A 17136-nucleotide genomic window follows, 5' to 3' on the forward strand; every position below is an offset into this window, starting at 1 on the left:
GGGGGCGTCAGGAACGCTCGAGGAAGGCCTCGCGTTCGGGATCAAGCCACGCGCTGACGGCCGATGCCAGGGCCGGGTGTTGCTCCAGGCGCGGGTCGCTCTCGATGACGTGTGCGGCCGCCACCCTGGCTTCATCGATGAGGTCGGCGTCACGAACAGCGCGAAGGAGGCGAAGCGACGAGCGGCCGCCGGACTGGGCGGCGCCGAGGACATCTCCTTCGCGCCGCAGCTCAAGGTCCTTTTCCGCCAGTACAAACCCATCCGCGGTGTCCGCGAGCGCCTGCAGCCGCTCCTCAGCGATAGTGCCGGGCGCGGCCCGCGTGACAAGCAGGCATAGCGACGGCAAGTCCGCACGCCCCACGCGGCCACGGAGCTGGTGAAGCTGAGAGATGCCAAACCGTTCCGCGTCGAGGACCACCATCATCGTGGCCTGGGGCACGTCGACGCCGACCTCGATCACGGTCGTTGACACCAAGACGGGCACCTCGCCTCCTGCGAAGGCGGCCATCACGGCGTCCTTGTCCTCCGCGCTGAGCCTGCCGTGCATGGCGCCGATGCGCACGCCCGCTAGCTCCGGCAAAGCCGCCAGCTGCTCCACCGTGGCGGCCACGGACGCCAACGGGACCTCAGGTTCGTCATCGACGACCGCATCCCCGACATCGAGCGTCAGTTCCCCGTCCGCGGGGCGCACGTCTCCTGGTGCGGGGGACTTGGAACCGGAGCCGTCGCTCTGGGGCGCGTCGCCGTCTGCGTCAATGCGAGGGCACACGACGTACACGCGCCGGCCCGCGTCGACCTCTTCCCGCACCCGTTGCCACGTGCGCGACATCCATGGCGCGTTGTCTGCCGGAACAAGGTGGGTGGTGATCTCGACTCGGCCAGCGGGTCGCTGACCCAAGACGGACGTTTCAAGGTCGCCAAAGACCGTCATCGCCACGGTCCGCGGGATGGGCGTGGCGGTCATCACGAGGGTGTGCGGCGGGCGGTCGCCTCGCTCGCGCAACGCGTCTCGCTGTTCCACGCCGAACCTGTGTTGCTCATCCACGACGACGAGGCCCAAATCCGCGTACTGCACGCCTTCCGACAGCAGCGCGTGGGTGCCGACGATGATCCCGGCGGCGCCCGAGGCCGCCTCCGCGAGCGCCTGGCGTCGCGCCGTGGAGCCGAGCGACCCCGTCAGCAAGGCGATGCGGGTGGCGTTGTCCGCGCCGCCCAGCATCCCGCCGTCGGCGAGGGAGCCGAGCATGGCCCGCAACGACCGTGCGTGCTGTGCGGCCAAGACTTCGGTGGGGGCAAGGAGCGCGGCCTGTCCCCCGGCATCGATGACCTGAGCCATGGCGCGCAAAGCGACCACCGTCTTTCCCGCACCGACGTCCCCCTGCAGCAGGCGCATCATGGGCCTGTCCCGCGCGAGATCCTCGGCAATCTCCCGGCCCACGTCACGTTGCGCCTCGGTCAACGCGAACGGCAAACGGGCGTCGAGCGCATCAAGAAAACCACCTGTGCGAGGCGGGCGAGCGGTGGCAGTGAGGTCCGCGTGGGCGGCTCGCCGACGCGCCAAGGCAGCCTGCAGCACGAATGCTTCCTCGAAGCGGAGCCGGTCGCGACCGCGCCGAATGTCGGCGTCCTCGTTGGGCACGTGCACCAACTGCAGCGCCTCGCGCAGCGTGGGCAGGGAGCGCGACTCACGCAGCGCGGAAGGGAGGGGATCCGGCAGGTCATCCTCGGTCAGGGGGTCCAAGACGGTCCGCACTGACCGGCCGATGCGCCATGTGGGCACCGACGCCGTGGCCGGGTAGATCGGGATGGGCCGTGATGCTTCGAGGACAGCGTCATCTTCGTTGTCCGCATCGACTCCCACAATCAGGTAGTCGGGATGCGTGAGCTGGCGTCGCCCTCGGTACTCGCCCACGGTGCCGGTAAACAGGCCCGTGCGACCGGCTCTCAGCTTGTCCTCGTGCATTCGCAGCACGCCCGCGCGCTTGGCAAAGAAGGTCAGTTGCAGCGTGGACGACCCGTCTGTGACGATGGCCTCGAGCATGGCGCCGCCGCGCGAACGCATGGACCGCACCTGAGCGCTACGCACCTGTGCCATCACCGTGACGTGCTCTCCAGTGCGCAGGGACGCGATGTTGGTCATCTCTCCGGGCGCGCCGTACCGGCGGGGATAGTGGCGCACCAGGTCGCCAACTGTCTCCAGCCCCAACTTCTTGAGCCCGCCGGCCGTCCTCGCCCCGAGAACTGCCGTCAGTGGCTCATACAGGCGCCCCGTCGAGGTCGCGGGTTCACTCATGCGGTGCTCTCGACACCGATCCACACGGGCGGGTGTGCGTGCCCGCCGCGATACACGTTGACGTCCGCTGCGCGTGCGACGGCGGGCACTGACGTGCGGGCCTTCTCTGCCACGGCCTCCGGCACACCAGCGGCCAAGATGAGGGACACCACCTCAGTCTGCGCAGTGACGAGCGCATCCACGTCCTGGTCCAGTGCGTCGCCGGTGCTCGCCGTGACCGATGTCCGTGCCACTGCGGCACGCATCTCTTCCGCAAGGTCCTGCCCCGGCGTCGTGAGAGCTGCGGCAGCGACCGCCGCAACGACATGGGCCTCATGCTCAGCCTCCAACACCGTGAGCGAGGGCTCCTTGCGCCGCTTGTGAGCCAGTTCTACTGCCGCGGCGCGCAGGTGGGGGTGGCCGGCCACGACGACGGCGTGGGTGCCGGAGGCGTCCTTGACGGCGCGGCGCAGGCCCCGCTTGCTGACCCCGGTCGGGTCAGGTACCACCAGCACCACGGCGCCGGCGTCCGCGAGCGGCTCGGCCATACCTGGGCATGTCGTCAGGGCCACCACTCCCGTCGACGCCCGGTCGGCGTCATGCGACGCGACGATGTTGCGCACCACGATCTGGCGCGCGTGGGTAGCGATCCCGTGCTCGACCGCGATGTGGGGCTCATCTGTGTGCACGTGCGCCTGGTAGAGATCGTGGGCTCCGGTCACGGCGACCGAGTCTCCAATCGTTTGCAACTCGCCGGTCAACGCTTCGCGAATGTCATGCTCATCCCGCACCACAAACATCACCTCGTACGCGCCACCCTCGTGGGAGTGGACGTCGCTTGCGCTCACGACCACGCCGTTGTCGCGCAGCTCCCAGGGCACGTCGTCGAAGCCGTCCAGCGCGTGGGCACCCGCCATCGTCTCCGCGAGCATCTCCAGCTGCAGCAACAGGCCTGCGGCACCGGCATCCACCACGCCCGCCTCGCGCGCACTCGGCAGGTCCTCGTGCGTGCGCGCGAGCGCCGCCCGTGCGCTCACCACTGCCTCCACCACGGTGCCTTCGCGGTCTGCGCCGGACTGGACTGCTGCGCGGGCCCCCTCTGCCGCACGCCTCGCCACCGTCAACACCGTGCCCTCCACGGGCGCTCCGACCGCGCGATAGGCAGCGTCCGAGGCCTGTTCGAGCGCGCTGGCGATGGCCTTGGGCTTTGCCCCCGACAGCCCCCCGCTCGCGTCGATCGCCGTCAGGAACGACGTCAAATATTGGCTGACGATGACGCCGGAGTTGCCGCGCGCGCCCAGCAGCGCCCCGCGGGTGAAAGCCGCAACGACCTCGCGGTGAGTGGCGCTCTCCGGCAACTTGGCGACCGCCCGGTTGCCCTCGTGCAAGGTGAGGTACATGTTGGTGCCGGTGTCGGAGTCGGGCACCGGGAAAACGTTGATGGAATCCAGATGTTGCCGGGCACGCTTGATCGCGCTGGCTCCCGAGGTAAGCCAGCGCCGCAAGTCCGTGGATTCAGCCATAACTCCTGCACAAGGGGCACCGCGGACGCGGCGCGTTCGAGGTCTATGCTGTCATGGAGCACCGACACCGGAGCGGGCGCACACGCGGCGTTTGCCGTGAGGGGCCCAGATCGGATACTCTAGTGCGGTTGCCCGGGCACCCCGGGCTCAAAAATGTGGCGCTCCGCACTGAACGTGGACGCGCAAAGACACCAAGGAGAACTATCGTGGCTGCCAACTGCGACGTCTGCGGCAAGGGACCTTCGTTTGGTCACTCCATCTCGCACTCGCACCGCCGCACCAAGCGTCGCTGGAACCCCAACATCCAGCGCGTCCGTGCAGTGGTCGCCGGTACCCCCAAGCGAGTCAACGTGTGCACTTCCTGCCTGAAGGCTGGCAAGGTGCAGCGCGCCGTCTGACGTTTACACAGACGTAAAAAGCGGGCGATCCCCTCGGGGACGCCCGCTTTTTCGTGTGCCAACGGCCCCTACGTGCACGCGCGCACAGTCTGGGTCGCTAGCCGCGGCGCTGCGGTCAGGTGATGCGGTCAGGCGCTGCGGCACTGCCCGCCTGCTCAACCGAAGTGATCCCACCCGGCCACCGACGGGAGTGCGCCGTCGATGAGTAGTCCCGGCTCGCCGGGCTCGACCGTCCCAATCACGTGCCAGCCCGCCGGTACCGCGGAGGCTCGCGGGAAGCACGCGAGCATGTGGTGGTCTTCCCCACCACCCAGCGCCCAGCCCAGCGCGTCCTCACCCAGGACCTGGGCCGTGAACACCGCTGCCTCGTGGATGGGGACCGCGGCTGACTCGATCGCCAGCCGCACCTGCGAGGCGCGCGCGATCCTGGCGCCATCGCGCACCAGGCCATCCGACAAGTCCATCATTGCCGTGGCTCCGTGCAATGCCGCCTCAAGGCCAGCCCCAATGCGCGGCTGTGGACGCAAGAACAGGTCGACCGCCTCCGGCGCGTCCCGGCGGCCCGCCTCCAACAGCGCCAGTCCCGCCCGCGCAGCCCCGAGCGGACCCGCCACCGCAATGACATCCCCGACCTCGGCATCGGCCCTCGTGACCGGTTCCGTGCCATGCGTCTCCCCGAGCGCCGTCACCGCGACCACAATCTCCCGAGCTCCGGACAAGTCCCCACCCACGACGCCCACTCCATGCGGTTCGCAGGCCTCGCGCAGGCCATCGGCCAGCCCCAGCACGAACTCCACGTCCGTATCGCCCGGCGCCGCCAGGCACACCTCAAGCGCGGTGGGCACCGCGCCCATCGCATCGATATCCGCGAGGTTCTGCATGGCCGCGCGGTAGCCCACATCTGCCCCCGTCGACCACGCGCGCCTGAAGTGACGGTCCTCCACCAGCATGTCGGCGGACACGACGAGGTGGCCGTCGACCGCGAGCACCGCAGAGTCGTCACCGGCACCCAAAATGGCGGCATCCGTCTCCGGCAAGCGCGGCGCAAAGAGCGCGATCAGGTCGTCCTCATTCATGTCACTGATGCGGGTCATGGGTCGAGGGTAGCCAGCATTAGGCTTATCGCATGCGTCGCCGTGCCACCTTTGCCGTCCTGACGGCCGCCTCGGCCGCCGTGCTCGCTGGCTGCGCGCATCCCCTCGTCGTGGATCCCGCACCCTACGCGGCGGATCCCGACTGCGCCGAGGTGATGCTCGCCATCCCTGACATTGTGGGCGGCTTGGACCAGCGCGGCACCACGTCTCAAGCGACCCAGGCCTGGGGCGAGGAGTTCCCCATCGTCGCGAGGTGTGGCGTGGAGCCGCCAGGCCCCACCACCGAGCCATGCCTCGCGATCGCGACGGCCTCTGCCAACGTGGACTGGCTCGTTGAGGAAACTGAGGAGGACTGGGTGGCCGTGACGTTTGGCCGCTCCCCCGCGCTCGAACTCACCGTCCCGAAGGTGCGTGCCGATGACGCCGTCAGCGAGGTACTGTCCGCCGTCTCCACGGCAGCTGCACGAGCGCCCGTCAACAACCTCGAGTGCCGCTAGCGCAACCCGAGCGGCCGCGCGAGGGCGGTGCTGAGCATGGTCTCCACCAAGGTCGCGAAGTCGGTGCCGGCAGCTGCCCACATGCGCGGGTACTGGCTCGTGGGAGTGAATCCAGGCATCGTATTGATCTCGTTGACCGTGATGTTGCCGTCTTCTGACAAGAAGACATCCACACGCGCGAGGCCCTCAGCGCCCACGGCACGGAAAGCCTTGAGCGCAATCTGCTCGATGCGAGCGGCGGTGTAGCTCTCGAGGTCGTCGGCCATCCGCAACACCACGGCATCCGGATCCAAGTACTTCGCCTCAAAGTCGTAGAAGTCGTGGGTGTCGGCCGTAATGATCTCGGAGGCAGGAGAAGCGACAGCACCCTCAGCTGTCTCCAGCACTGCGGTCTCAATCTCGCGGCCCACCACCTCCTGCTCGATTAGCACCTTGGGATCGTGCTTGACCGCTTCCGCGATCGCGGCGGGAAGCTCGTCAAGGTCCGTGACCTTGGAGATGCCCATCGACGACCCCGCGCGCGCCGGCTTCACGAACAGTGGCAGCCCCAGCGTGCGGACATCATCCATGTGGTCGTCGAGCGCATCGCCCCGCAGGAGCGTCACATCCGGTGTCACGGGAAGTCCCGCATCGCGAAACGCCGCCTTCATGAATTGCTTATCCATGCCGGCAGCTGAGGCGAGCACGCCGGAACCCACGTAGCGCACGTCGACCAGTTCCAGTGCGCCCTGGACAGTGCCATCCTCACCCCACGGCCCATGGAGCAGAGGGAACACGACGTCGACGTCGGCGAGGTCACTCACGCGGTTGTCGGCGGAGATGACCCGCCACATCTTCTCGCCGGCGTCACGAGGCAGCACCACGGTGTCCCCGGACTCGCCCACTGTCGGCATCGCTCCGTCAACGATCTGCCAGTCCTCAGGGTCGTCGCTGACGTGCACCCACCGGCCCTGCGCCGTGATGCCCACCGCCACGACGTTCCACCGCTCGCGATCAATGGCCGCGAGTACTCCCCCCGCAGTGACGCAGGACACGCCGTGTTCGGACGAGCGGCCGCCAAAGAGGATGACCGCTGTGGGCTTGGCCATCAGACCACCTCTGCCTTGCGCGGACGCGACAGGAGGCCAGAAATGACCTGCATGATGGGCTGGGCGTCGTGCAACATGCTCACCACGGCGTCGCAGATCGGAACGTCAACGTCGTGGGCGCGGGCGAGCTCCTGGATGGACAGCGAGGTCTTGACGCCCTCCGCCGTGCCGCCAGTGCGTTCCAACGCGACTTCCAACGACAGGCCGCGCCCAATGTGCGCTCCCAGCGTGTGGTTACGCGACAGTGGCGACGCGCACGTCGCGATCAGGTCGCCCATGCCCGCAAGACCAGAGAACGTGTCGGGGTGGGCGCCAAGCGCGGTGCCCAGGCGGGTGATCTCTGTCAGTCCACGGGTGATGACGGTCGCCGTGGTGTTGTGGCCAAAACCCAGGCCATCGGTCGCGCCCACGCCCACCGCGACCACGTTCTTGAAAGCGCCGCACAGCTCGACGCCTACGAGGTCGGGGTTGGTGTAGGGACGGAAGTATGGCGATGCGGTCGCCTCGGCAACGAGCTCGGTGGCCGCCTTGTCGATACCGGCGACGACGGTCGCGCAGGGCTGCTTCGCGGCGATCTCACGCGCAAGGTTGGGGCCGGAGACCACCGTCATGCGTTCCGGCGCAATATCCCACAGCTCCGTCAGCACCTCACTCATCCGTAGGTGAGTGCCGACCTCGATGCCCTTCATGAGCGAGACGACCACGGCATCGGCCGGAACCAAGTCCTTCCAACCGCCAATGATGTCGCGCACCTTCTGTGCGGGAAGCGCCACCACCACAATGTGGGCTCCAGCGAGCGCCGCCTCAATGTCGGTCGTCGCGTGAATGCCGTGCGGCAGGGGCAGGTCGGGAAGCGCACGGCCGTTGACGTGCTCGGTCATGATCTGCGCCGCGACTGCCTCATCGCGGCCCCACAGGGTCACCTCGGTGCCGGCGTCAGCGAGTACGGCCGCGAAGGTCGTGCCCCATGCGCCGGAGCCCAGAACGGTGGCCTTGATCATTTACTCTCCCTCAGCGTTGCGCGCACGCGGATCGAACGGTGCGCTGGGCGGCTCTTCACCGCGAATGTCGGCGACCATTGCGGTCAGGGTATCCATGATGCGGTCGGTCGCGCCGCGCAATGTCTCGATGTCCGCTGGTCGCCCGCGGAACTCATCGAGGTCAATGGGCGGACCGGCCTTCATGATGATCTTCTTGGGCGGGATCAGGTGCGGCCGCTTGCCGTACGGGTCCAAGAGCCGGTGGGCGCCCCACTGAGCCACGGGTACCACCGGCACGTCGTGCTCAAGCGCCATGCGTGCGGCGCCCGTGCGTCCCTTCATGGGCCACAGATCGGGGTCACGCGTGAGGGTGCCTTCTGGGAAGACAGCAATCGAGTCTCCCCGTTCCAACAGCTTGACGGCGGCGTCTACCGCATCCTTGGCTCGGGCGCTCCCGCGGTGAACGGGCACCTGGTCGAGTCCCTTGAGCGCCTTGCCAGCGACGGGGATGTCGAACAGCGACGCCTTCGCGAGGAAGTGCGGCGCGAACCCGTGGTCGTACAAGAAGTGCGCGAACGTGAAGGGGTCGGCATACGTGGAGTGGTTGGACACGGCAATGAACCCGCGGTCCTGCGGCAGGTGCTCGCCTCCCGACCACTCACGCCGCGTGGTCGCGAGCAGGAGGGGTTTGACAAAAACGGCGGCGGTTCGGAAACCGCCTGGCATCTTGGGTGCCACGTCAGTCGATCACCGCGCCCAGGGCGGTGAGCTTTCCACGGAAGTTCTCGTAGCCACGGTCAATGATGCCGATGTTCGTGACGGTCGACGTTCCCTCCGCCGCGAGCGCGGCGATCAGGTAGGAGAACCCGCCGCGCAGGTCGGGGACCTCGATGTCCGCCGCCTTGAGCGGCGTGGGGCCGGAGATGACGGCGGAATGCTGATAGTTCTGCTGCCCGAACCGGCACTGCTTGTCGCCCAGGCACTCGCGGAACAGTTGCACATGGGCGCCCATCTGGTTCAGGGCGGAGGTGAACCCCAGGCGGTTCTCATAGACCGTCTCGTGGACAATGCTGAGGCCCTTGGCCTGGGTGAGGGCGACCACCATGGGCTGCTGCCAGTCGGTCATGAACCCGGGGTGCACGTCGGTCTGCAGCGCGATCGACTTCAGGTCGCCGCCAGGGTGATAGAACCGAATGCCGTCAGGGGTGACATCGAATTCTCCCCCGACCTTGCGGAAGGTGTTGAGGAAGCTGCCCATGTGGCGCTGCTGCGCGCCGCGAGCAAAGATGTCGCCTCCCGTGGCCAGCGCGGCGGCGGCCCAGGAACCTACTTCGATGCGGTCGGTCAGCGACACGTGATCGTAGCCGCGCAGTTCCGTGACCCCTTCGATGGTGATCGAGCGATCGGTGTCGACAGAGATGATCGCGCCCATCTTCTGCAACGTGTCGATCAGGTCCTTGATCTCGGGCTCGACGGCTGCGTTGTGCAGTGTCGTGATGCCCTCGGCCATCACCGCGGTCAACAGGAGCTGCTCAGTCGCACCTACGGACGGGTACGCGAGTTCGTGCTTGATGCCGCGTAGGCCGTTCGGTGCCGACAGGTGCAGGCCGTCGTCCGCCTGGCGAACTTCAGCACCGAACTTGGTGAGAATCTCAAGGTGGAAGTCAATGGGGCGGTCACCAATGCGGCACCCACCCAGGTCGGGGATCACGGCGGCTCCCAGGCGGTGCAGCAGCGGGCCGCACAGCAGGATCGGGATGCGCGACGACCCGGCGTGCTGGGCGATGTCGACAGCGTCCGCGGGCGACAACGTGGTGGTGTCCGCGTTGAGGACACCGGACTCCACGTCGTAGTCGACCCCCACGCCATGCAGCCGCAGCAGCGAAGAGACGATTTCCACGTCGAGAATGCGCGGCACGTTGCGCAAGGTAGAGGGGGTGGAGCCCAGGAGCGCGGCCACCATCGCCTTGGAAACGAAGTTCTTCGCTCCTCGAACGTGAACCTCGCCGTTCAGGGCGCGGCCACCGGTCACGCGAATCGAATCGGTCATGTGACTATCGTGCCTCATGGCGCACTCAGGCACGCACATCCGCGCGCGACGTGAGCGTGGCAGGATCGCTGCATGGCTCCGTCTGCTCCGTTCGTTGTCTGTTCAGGACTCACGACCGTCGACGTCGCGCACCTCGTCGATCACGTGCCCTCCTCCAACGTCAAAGTCGCGTCCCAGGACTTTTTCCTGGCGGCAGGCGGACCCGCTACCAATGGCGCGGTCGCGGCTGCCGCATGCGGCTCCCGCGCGCGCCTCGTCACCGCGCTGCCCTCTCACCCGCTGAGCGACCTGATCCGTGCGGACCTCGCCGACTGCGGGGTCGACCTCCACGTGGCTGATGGCTCCCCCACCGGGCCACCCCTGACGGCGGCGATCATGGTGACGCGGGCCACAGGGGAACGTGCCGTCGTCTCCCCCACCACTGCGGCCGTCGACGTGCCCCACACCCCTGACAACTTTGACGCGTCGGCCCTTGTTCATGGCGCCACCGCTGTGCTCATCGACGGGTATCACCGCCACCTCGCTGTCCCGATCGCGCAGGCCGCGCGTGAGGCCGGCATACCGGTCGTGCTGGACGCGGGCTCGCACAAGCCGTACACGGATGACCTCCTGGCGGTGACGGATGTCGCGGTCGTCTCGGACGACTTCACGTTCCCCGGCGGCGGCTCACCCGAGGCGACCCTCGCTGCCCTGGTCGAGCGGGGCGTGAAAGCCGCCGTGGTGACCCGCGGGGGCGGGCCGATGCTCGTTCAGGTCGGCACGCACGTCACCGAAGTCCCGGTAGCGCCCGTAGAAGTCGTGGACACCCTGGGGGCGGGAGACGTGCTCCATGGCGCGCTCGCGCACCGTCTCGCCGCCTGGGGGCTGGACCTCGACAGGCTCCCCGCCGACCTGGAGTGGGCGTCGCGGGTCGTGGCGGTGTCCCTACGGACCTTCGGGACCCGCGCCTGGCTTAACGAAGCTCTTCCGCAGTAACGACGCGGTCGACTCCAGCGGTCGTTGAACGCACGAGCGCGTCGTTGGCGCGGTCGACCGTCGTCACCCACTCCCGTGCCTCGACGACGTCCCTGCCCGTCGCGACCCGACGAGCGATGAGCCGCTCCCGCGTGACCGCCCACGGGATGTCGAGGTACCACAGGAGGTCCAGCAGGGGCCGCACTTCACTCCACGGCGTCTGTTGCAAGCCCAGATAGTTGCCTTCGACGATCACCGTGTGGATGTCCGGACCGACCCTCGCGGCGTCCGCGACTGGCTCGTGAAGGTCGCGAGAGTAAGCGGGCGCGAGCACCTCGCCCCGGTCAGGACGCCGCAATGCCTCGAGCAACCGCAGCAGACCAGGCACGTCGTAGGTGTCAGGCGCACCCTTGCGGTCCGCGATACCCCGTTCGCGGAGCGCCTGCCCTGGGAGATGAAACCCGTCCACGGATAGCGCAATTGCGCCAGGCCCCCACTGCTGCGCCAAGGCCGCCGCCATTGTCGTTTTGCCTGCGCCGGGAGGCCCGGCAATTCCCAGAATGTTCATCGCGGAGCCGTCACAAAGATGTCGAAGAGGTCGGGATGGCGGGCGTGCACCAGCGCGGCGAAGACGACCGCATCGAACAGCAGGTGCACAGTCACGACATAGGAAAAGGACTTCCACCGCGCGAACAGCCAGCCTTGAATCAGGGCAAAGGGAATCGTGAATACGGGCGCCCACTCGCGGTAGCCGAGCTCCCATAGGAAGGACACGAACACTAAGGTCTGGAGAGCGTTCGCCCACCATAGTGGGAAATGTCGGCACAGGAGGGCGAACACCACGCAGATGAAGAACAGCTCGTCCCAGATGCCCACGGCGTTGACACCGACAAACAACCGCGCCACGTCGGTGTCGCCGGACAAGTCTGGCCAGTTCAGGTACGCGCCCGAGCCAATGAAGTAGAACGGCAACAGAAGGTAACCCGCAACAATCACGACCGCGAGGTACCACCACTGGGCCCGCGTCCACTTTCTGCCCGTACGCACCGGGAAGGTCACGGCGCTGTGGCCCACGACCCATCTCGCGAGCGCCCACGGCACCGCCACGGCCAGCGATAGCGCGATCGCGAACCGCGCGATGCCGGCGTTGGAGAGATCCGCCTCGAGCGAGATCGTGGAAATGATCGCCTGCCCGAGTGCGATCAGCGCAAGGTCCTTGCCAAGCGAGCGGTCGACGTACCACCCCAACGCCACGCCTGCGACCAGTGGAATGTACCCCTCTGGACGCTCGTGCAGGGCAAAGAGCACAATCGCGGCCGCGCACACGAGCGCCGCCGCGCTGAGGCGGAGCCAGTCGCGCGCGTCGGAGCGGTCGAACGTCACGGGGGCCTCGATGACCGGGGATGTCATGCCCGCCAGCATGCCACCTTCTGGAGCGCGTACTGGCGCAGCTCCGAATGCGGTGCCGGGCGCGGGTTCTCGAAGCGGGTTCTCAGCGCGGGTTCTCGAAGCGGGTTCTCAGCGCGTGTTCCGACGCGGCGCTCAGCGCGGGTTCGGCTCTCGGCGCGTCTGCAATCGATCGCGGCGTCGCAAAGTGACTGAGGATCGTGCCTCCACCCGCGACACGCCGCGGGGTGTCGGCCAGCTGGTCGGATTTTCAGTCACTTTCGCACGCGGCGCACGCAGGAACGACGGCCGATGCCGTAGCCGGGCTAGGTGCCCGATGCGGCACACGGGGCCGACGGCGCGGCCAGGTTGGGGGGCACGGCCGGGTTGGCAGCCGGCGGCGCGGCCGGGCTAGGTGCCCGCTGCGGCACACGGGGCCGGCGGCGCGGCCGGGTTGGGGGCACGGCCTGGTTGGCGGCCGATGCCGCGGCCGGGCTAGGAAGCGCCCGCAGCGACGGATCGCGTGAGCCGCGGGTAGAGGGCGCCGAGAGTGACCTGTCGCACCACATTGAGCAGCAGAAAGCTGGTCCAGACGGCGGTGTTGGTGAGCCCGCCTGCGCTCCAGGCACTTACCAGGATCACGGGGATGAACACGCCCACGACTGAAACCGCCATGGCGGCGAACATCAATCCGGCCTGGCCCGCCCCCAGGAACACGCCGTCCAGCCAGTACGCTCCCCACGACAGCAGCGGCAACAGCGCGATCCACGGCCAATAGTCGAGCGCCGCAGCGCGCACGTCAGCTAGGTCGGTCAGCAACGTCAGGATCAGCCCGCGCCCGAACCAATACACGAGGGTCAGCCCCACGCCAATGACCGCCATGGGGATGGCTGTCGCGATGACGGCGCTATGCAGTTGAGGTGTCTGGCCGGCGCCTGCGGCGTGGGCCACCAGCGCCTCGGCGGCGTTGGCGTAGCCGTCGAGCGCGTAGGACGCCAGGTTCATGAGCTGCAACATGATGGCGTTGGCAGCGAGGACCTCAGGCCCAAAGTAGGACCCGACCGAGGCAACAAAAGTCACGACGCCGGTGAGCAACGCAGTGCGGCCCATGAGCGCGCCATTAAACCGCAATAGGGCGGCCCACCCGTGACGCAAGGTCTCATCACGCCAGTCCTTGAACGTCGCTCGCTGCTCGGGAGACAGCCGCCGCCACAACAGGGAGACGGCGAGCGCGGCGCCGATCAGTTCGGAGGCGAATGTGCCCCACGCGGCACCCTCGGCGCCTAGACCCAGGCCCCCGACGAGGACGAGGTCAAACACGATGTTCGCGACAGCCTGCGTGCTGGCGATCACGAGTGGAATGCGCGTGTTCTTGGCGCCAATGAAATAGCCGGAGACCACCAGCGTCATGAGCATCGCCGGCAGACTGAGGCCGCGAATGAGGGTGTAGGCCAGCGCGGCGTCGCGTGCGGCGCCCGGCGGCGCGAGTATCTGCAAGATGCCAGGCACCACGACCCACATGACGAGCAGCCACACTGCCGCGAGCGCCAAGGCCAGCCCGAACGCCCGCTGCACGTGACGCACGGCCCCGTGAGCATCGGCCCGTCCTAAGGAGCGCCCCACCAGCGACGTGGTGCCCGTACGCAGGAACGCAAAGATCCAAAACAGTGTCGAGACCACGGCCGCGCCAAGGCCGACGGCGCCAATGTCTGTGGCGGTCGCGAAGTGTCCGAGCGCGGCGGTGTCCACCAGGCCGGCGAGCGGCACAGCCACGTTTGAGGCGATGGCGGGCAACGCAAGCGACGCCGCGGCCCGATGCGGTAGCGGTCGGGCGACGCGGCGTCGCTGTGACGGGGTGCTGCTCGTGAGCGGCTCCTTGGCTTACTCGGCCGGGCGGGCTGCCACGACCTCTTGCTTGGGCTCGGTCTTTGCCGGCAAGGTCTGGGGACGCCACGATGCGCGAGTGCCCTCGAACGCCGTGATGTCCTCCTCATTGTGGAGGGTCAGGCCGATGTCGTCCAAACCCTCCATGAGGCGCCAGCGCACGTAGTCATCGATCTCGAACGGGACGGTGATGTCGCCGCAGGTGACGGTGCGGTCCTCAAGGGAGACGGTGATCTCCTTGCCGGGCTCGGCCTCGAGCGCCTTCCACAGCAGCTCGATGTCGCCCTGCTCCACAACGGCGGCGAGGAGGCCCTGCTTGCCGGAGTTTCCGCGGAAGATGTCCGCGAACCGTGCGGCGATGACGACCTTGAAGCCGTAGTCCTTCAGCGCCCATACCGCGTGCTCACGGGACGAACCCGTACCGAAGTCGGGGCCTGCGACCAGCACGGAGCCGGCCTTGTAGGCGTCCTGGTTGAGGATGAAGTTCTCGTCGCCGCGCCAAGCAGCGAAGAGGGCGTCCTCGAACCCCGTGCGCGTGACGCGCTTGAGGTAGACGGCGGGGATGATCTGGTCGGTGTCGACGTTGGAGCGGCGCAGCGGAACGCCGACGCCGGTGTGGGTGGTGAACTTCTCCATGGCGGCTGCTCCTTACGCGGGGGCGCCGACGAGGGTGTCGGCGCCTTCCAGGTCGGCGGGGCTTGACAGGGTGCCGCGCACCGCGGTGGCGGCGGCGACGAGCGGGCTGACCAGGTGGGTACGACCACCCTTGCCCTGGCGGCCCTCGAAGTTGCGGTTCGAGGTCGAGGCGCTGCGTTCCTGCGGCTTCAGCTGGTCGGGGTTCATGCCCAGGCACATGGAGCATCCGGCGTTGCGCCACTCGGCTCCGAAGTCGATGAAGATCTGATCGAGACCCTCCGCCTCCGCTTGCAGACGCACGCGAGCGGAACCGGGGACCACCAGGAAGCGCGTGTTCGGCGCCTTGGTGCGGCCCTGGATGATCTCGGCAGCAGCACGCAGGTCCTCGATGCGACCGTTGGTGCACGAGCCCAAGAAGACCGTGTCGATCTCAAGTTCCTTGAGGGGCTGGCCGGGCGTGAGGCCCATGTACTTCAGGGCGTTCTCGGCCGCCTCACGCTGGTCGGCGTCGGCGATCTCCTCGGGGTTGGGAACGTTGGCGCTGATCGGCAAGCCCTGGCCGGGGTTGGTGCCCCAGGTGACGAAGGGCTCGAGGTCGGAGGCCTCAAGGTTCACCTCGGCGTCGAAGGTGGCGTCGTCGTCCGTGACGAGCGTCTGCCAGTACTCGACGGCCTCAGCCCAGTCGGCGCCCTCGGGGGCGTGGGGGCGGCCCTTGACGTACTCGAAGGTGGTCTCGTCCGGTGCGATCAGGCCTGCGCGCGCGCCCGCCTCGATGGACATGTTGCACACGGTCATGCGCGCTTCCATCGATAGCGACTTGATCGCGTCGCCGCGGTACTCGAGGACATAGCCCTGGCCGCCGCCGGTGCCGATCTTGGCGATCACCGCGAGAATGATGTCCTTGGCCGTGGTGCCTTCCGGCAGGTCCCCGTTGACGTTGATGGCCATGGTCTTGAAGGCCTTCAGCGGCAGCGTCTGGGTCGCGAGCACGTGCTCGACCTCGGAGGTGCCGATGCCGAAGGCCAGCGCGCCGAAAGCGCCGTGGGTGGACGTGTGGGAGTCGCCGCACACCACCGTCATACCGGGCATTGTGAGGCCCAACTGCGGTCCCACCACGTGCACCACGCCCTGGTCGGCGTCACCCAGCGAGTGGATGCGGATACCGAACTCCTTGGCGTTGTTGCGCAGGGTGTCGATCTGGGTGCGGCTGGTGAGGTCAGCGATCGGCTTGTCGATGTCAAGCGTCGGGGTGTTGTGGTCCTCCGTCGCGATCGTCAGGTCGGGGCGTCGCACCTGACGGCCGGCCAGGCGCAGGCCCTCGAAGGCCTGCGGGCTCGTGACCTCGTGACACATGTGCAGATCGATGTAGATGAGGTCGGGCGCGCCGCCCTCACCTTTGCGGACCAAGTGGCTGGCCCACAGCTTCTCCGCGAGCGTGGTTCCCATGTTTACCTCCAGATGTTCGCATCTCACGATATGAGACGCTAGTATCGCTCTATGGACAATCATAGCGGCGTTGGCGTGGTGGACAAGACCGCAGCCATACTTTCGGTCCTCGAGAACGGCCCCGCCACCCTCGCGGAGCTCGTGACCCAGACGCACCTTGCGCGGCCCACCGTGCACAGGCTTGCCCTCGCGCTCGAGCACCATCACCTCGTGGGGCGCGACGACTCGGGCGCGTTCGTCCTGGGTCCGCGCTTTGCCCGGCTCGCGGCCTCCGTGGGCGAGGACCGCCTCGTCTCCGCCGCGCTGCCCGTGCTCACCACGCTGCGCGACCGCACGGGCGAGTCCAGCCAGCTCTACCGTCCGCACGGCGATCAGCGCATCTGCATTGCGGCCGTGGACCGCCCTGTGGGTCTGCGCGATTCGATCCCAGTCGGCACCACCATGACCATGCACGCGGGATCGGCCGCGCAGGTGCTCCTCGCATGGGCCGAACCCGAGCGCATGCACGCAGGCCTGGTCGGGTCAGCGTTCTCGGCATCCGACCTGCAGCGCGTGCGCGAACGCGGTTACGCGGAGAGCGCCGGCGAGCGCGAATCCGGCGTCTCCTCTGTGTCTGCCCCGGTCTGGGGCACGGGCGGAACTGTCATCGCGGCGGTATCCATCTCCGGCCCCATTGAGCGCCTGACCACGCACCCAGCCGGCGAGCACGCGACGGCAGTGACTGACGCCGCACGCCAACTGAGCGACGTTCTGCGACGCACCGAGCAGTAGGACGTCCGCGGCGCTCACGCGCCTCGCCATGCGCGCTTCTACCGCCGGCAAGGGCCCAGGTAAAAAGGTTATCGAAACGATGTGAACGCTCCCGCCCTCCGCGTCGAATCGTTTCGTGTTAGGTTCACCACACGCCCACAGCAACGACGCTGACGGC

The 17136-nt window shown here is 67.9% G+C and carries 16 protein-coding genes; 4 read left to right on the top strand and 12 right to left on the bottom strand.

The features are described from left to right. Positions 1 to 7: 7 nt before the first annotated feature. Both AOP75_RS11020 and AOP75_RS11025 read right to left on the bottom strand, forming a co-directional pair. On the bottom strand, positions 8 to 2293 hold the full coding sequence (locus tag AOP75_RS11020; protein ID WP_062079129.1) for an ATP-dependent DNA helicase RecG: 2286 nt from the start codon (positions 2291 to 2293) through the stop codon (positions 8 to 10). Beyond that, positions 2290 to 3795, bottom strand: coding sequence for a DAK2 domain-containing protein (locus tag AOP75_RS11025; RefSeq protein ID WP_062079130.1), 1506 nt, complete (start codon positions 3793 to 3795; stop codon positions 2290 to 2292). Before AOP75_RS11025 ends, AOP75_RS11020 begins: the two co-directional genes overlap by 4 nt. Before the next feature lie 206 nt (positions 3796 to 4001). Between AOP75_RS11025 and rpmB the strand changes: the two genes are divergently transcribed. Next, positions 4002 to 4193 carry a 50S ribosomal protein L28 gene (gene rpmB / locus AOP75_RS11030; protein ID WP_061962473.1) on the top strand — a complete coding sequence of 64 codons (192 nt, stop codon included), beginning with the start codon at positions 4002 to 4004 and terminating at the stop codon, positions 4191 to 4193. Between the two features lie 155 nt (positions 4194 to 4348). Here rpmB and AOP75_RS11035 read toward each other — a convergent pair whose 3' ends face one another. Next, on the bottom strand, positions 4349 to 5287 hold the full coding sequence (locus AOP75_RS11035; RefSeq protein WP_062079131.1) for a thiamine-phosphate kinase: 939 nt from the start codon (positions 5285 to 5287) through the stop codon (positions 4349 to 4351). 32 nt (positions 5288 to 5319) lie between these two features. On the opposite strand from AOP75_RS11035, the gene AOP75_RS11040 reads away from it, so the two are divergent. Next, positions 5320 to 5784 (top strand): DUF3515 family protein, encoded by a 465-nt coding sequence (locus AOP75_RS11040; protein WP_062079132.1) that lies wholly within the window; start codon positions 5320 to 5322, stop codon positions 5782 to 5784. On the opposite strand, the gene AOP75_RS11045 is transcribed toward AOP75_RS11040, so the two are convergent. Genes AOP75_RS11045 through murA form a run of 4 tightly spaced genes read right to left on the bottom strand, consistent with a single transcriptional unit; the run spans position 5781 to position 9902 of the window. Further along, complete coding sequence (locus AOP75_RS11045) at positions 5781 to 6872, bottom strand: D-alanine--D-alanine ligase family protein (protein WP_062079133.1); 1092 nt, start codon at positions 6870 to 6872, stop codon at positions 5781 to 5783. The genes AOP75_RS11040 and AOP75_RS11045 overlap by 4 nt on opposite strands. Continuing rightward, the gene (locus AOP75_RS11050) at positions 6872 to 7873 is read right to left on the bottom strand and encodes an NAD(P)H-dependent glycerol-3-phosphate dehydrogenase (RefSeq protein WP_062079134.1); all 1002 of its coding nucleotides are present in this window, start codon (positions 7871 to 7873) and stop codon (positions 6872 to 6874) included. The genes AOP75_RS11045 and AOP75_RS11050 overlap by 1 nt, the downstream gene beginning before the upstream one ends. Next, positions 7874 to 8590, bottom strand: a complete 717-nt coding sequence (locus tag AOP75_RS11055) for a lysophospholipid acyltransferase family protein (protein WP_236683155.1) — start codon at positions 8588 to 8590, stop codon at positions 7874 to 7876. Between the two features lies 1 nt (position 8591). Then, positions 8592 to 9902, bottom strand: coding sequence for a UDP-N-acetylglucosamine 1-carboxyvinyltransferase (gene murA, locus AOP75_RS11060; RefSeq protein ID WP_062079135.1), 1311 nt, complete (start codon positions 9900 to 9902; stop codon positions 8592 to 8594). Between the two features lie 72 nt (positions 9903 to 9974). Here murA and AOP75_RS11065 point away from each other — a divergent pair, with 72 nt between their 5' ends. Further along, a complete protein-coding gene (locus tag AOP75_RS11065) occupies positions 9975 to 10877 on the top strand; it encodes a PfkB family carbohydrate kinase (RefSeq protein ID WP_062079136.1) in 903 nt (300 codons plus the stop codon). On the opposite strand, the gene AOP75_RS11070 is transcribed toward AOP75_RS11065, so the two are convergent. The 5 genes from AOP75_RS11070 to leuC all read right to left on the bottom strand — a co-directional run bounded on the left by AOP75_RS11070 (position 10855) and on the right by leuC (position 16208). Beyond that, complete coding sequence (locus AOP75_RS11070; protein ID WP_152650062.1) at positions 10855 to 11424, bottom strand: AAA family ATPase; 570 nt, start codon at positions 11422 to 11424, stop codon at positions 10855 to 10857. The two genes, AOP75_RS11065 and AOP75_RS11070, sit on opposite strands and share 23 nt — an antisense overlap. Beyond that, positions 11421 to 12266, bottom strand: coding sequence for a CPBP family intramembrane glutamic endopeptidase (locus tag AOP75_RS11075; RefSeq protein WP_062079178.1), 846 nt, complete (start codon positions 12264 to 12266; stop codon positions 11421 to 11423). Before AOP75_RS11075 ends, AOP75_RS11070 begins: the two co-directional genes overlap by 4 nt. Positions 12267 to 12737: 471 nt before the next feature. Next, positions 12738 to 14036, bottom strand: a complete 1299-nt coding sequence (locus AOP75_RS11080; RefSeq protein ID WP_083966929.1) for an MATE family efflux transporter — start codon at positions 14034 to 14036, stop codon at positions 12738 to 12740. Positions 14037 to 14123: 87 nt separating this feature from the next. Then, the gene (gene leuD, locus AOP75_RS11085) at positions 14124 to 14762 is read right to left on the bottom strand and encodes a 3-isopropylmalate dehydratase small subunit (RefSeq protein ID WP_062079139.1); all 639 of its coding nucleotides are present in this window, start codon (positions 14760 to 14762) and stop codon (positions 14124 to 14126) included. Between the two features lie 12 nt (positions 14763 to 14774). Then, positions 14775 to 16208, bottom strand: coding sequence for a 3-isopropylmalate dehydratase large subunit (gene leuC, locus AOP75_RS11090; RefSeq protein ID WP_062079140.1), 1434 nt, complete (start codon positions 16206 to 16208; stop codon positions 14775 to 14777). 51 nt (positions 16209 to 16259) lie between these two features. Here leuC and AOP75_RS11095 point away from each other — a divergent pair, with 51 nt between their 5' ends. Beyond that, positions 16260 to 16979 carry an IclR family transcriptional regulator gene (locus AOP75_RS11095; protein ID WP_062079141.1) on the top strand — a complete coding sequence of 240 codons (720 nt, stop codon included), beginning with the start codon at positions 16260 to 16262 and terminating at the stop codon, positions 16977 to 16979. The last annotated feature ends 157 nt before the right edge of the window (positions 16980 to 17136 follow it).

Origin of the sequence: Demequina globuliformis (genome assembly GCF_000975155.1) — a bacterium.
In the GTDB taxonomy this organism is placed as follows: Bacteria; Actinomycetota; Actinomycetes; order Actinomycetales; family Demequinaceae; genus Demequina; species Demequina globuliformis.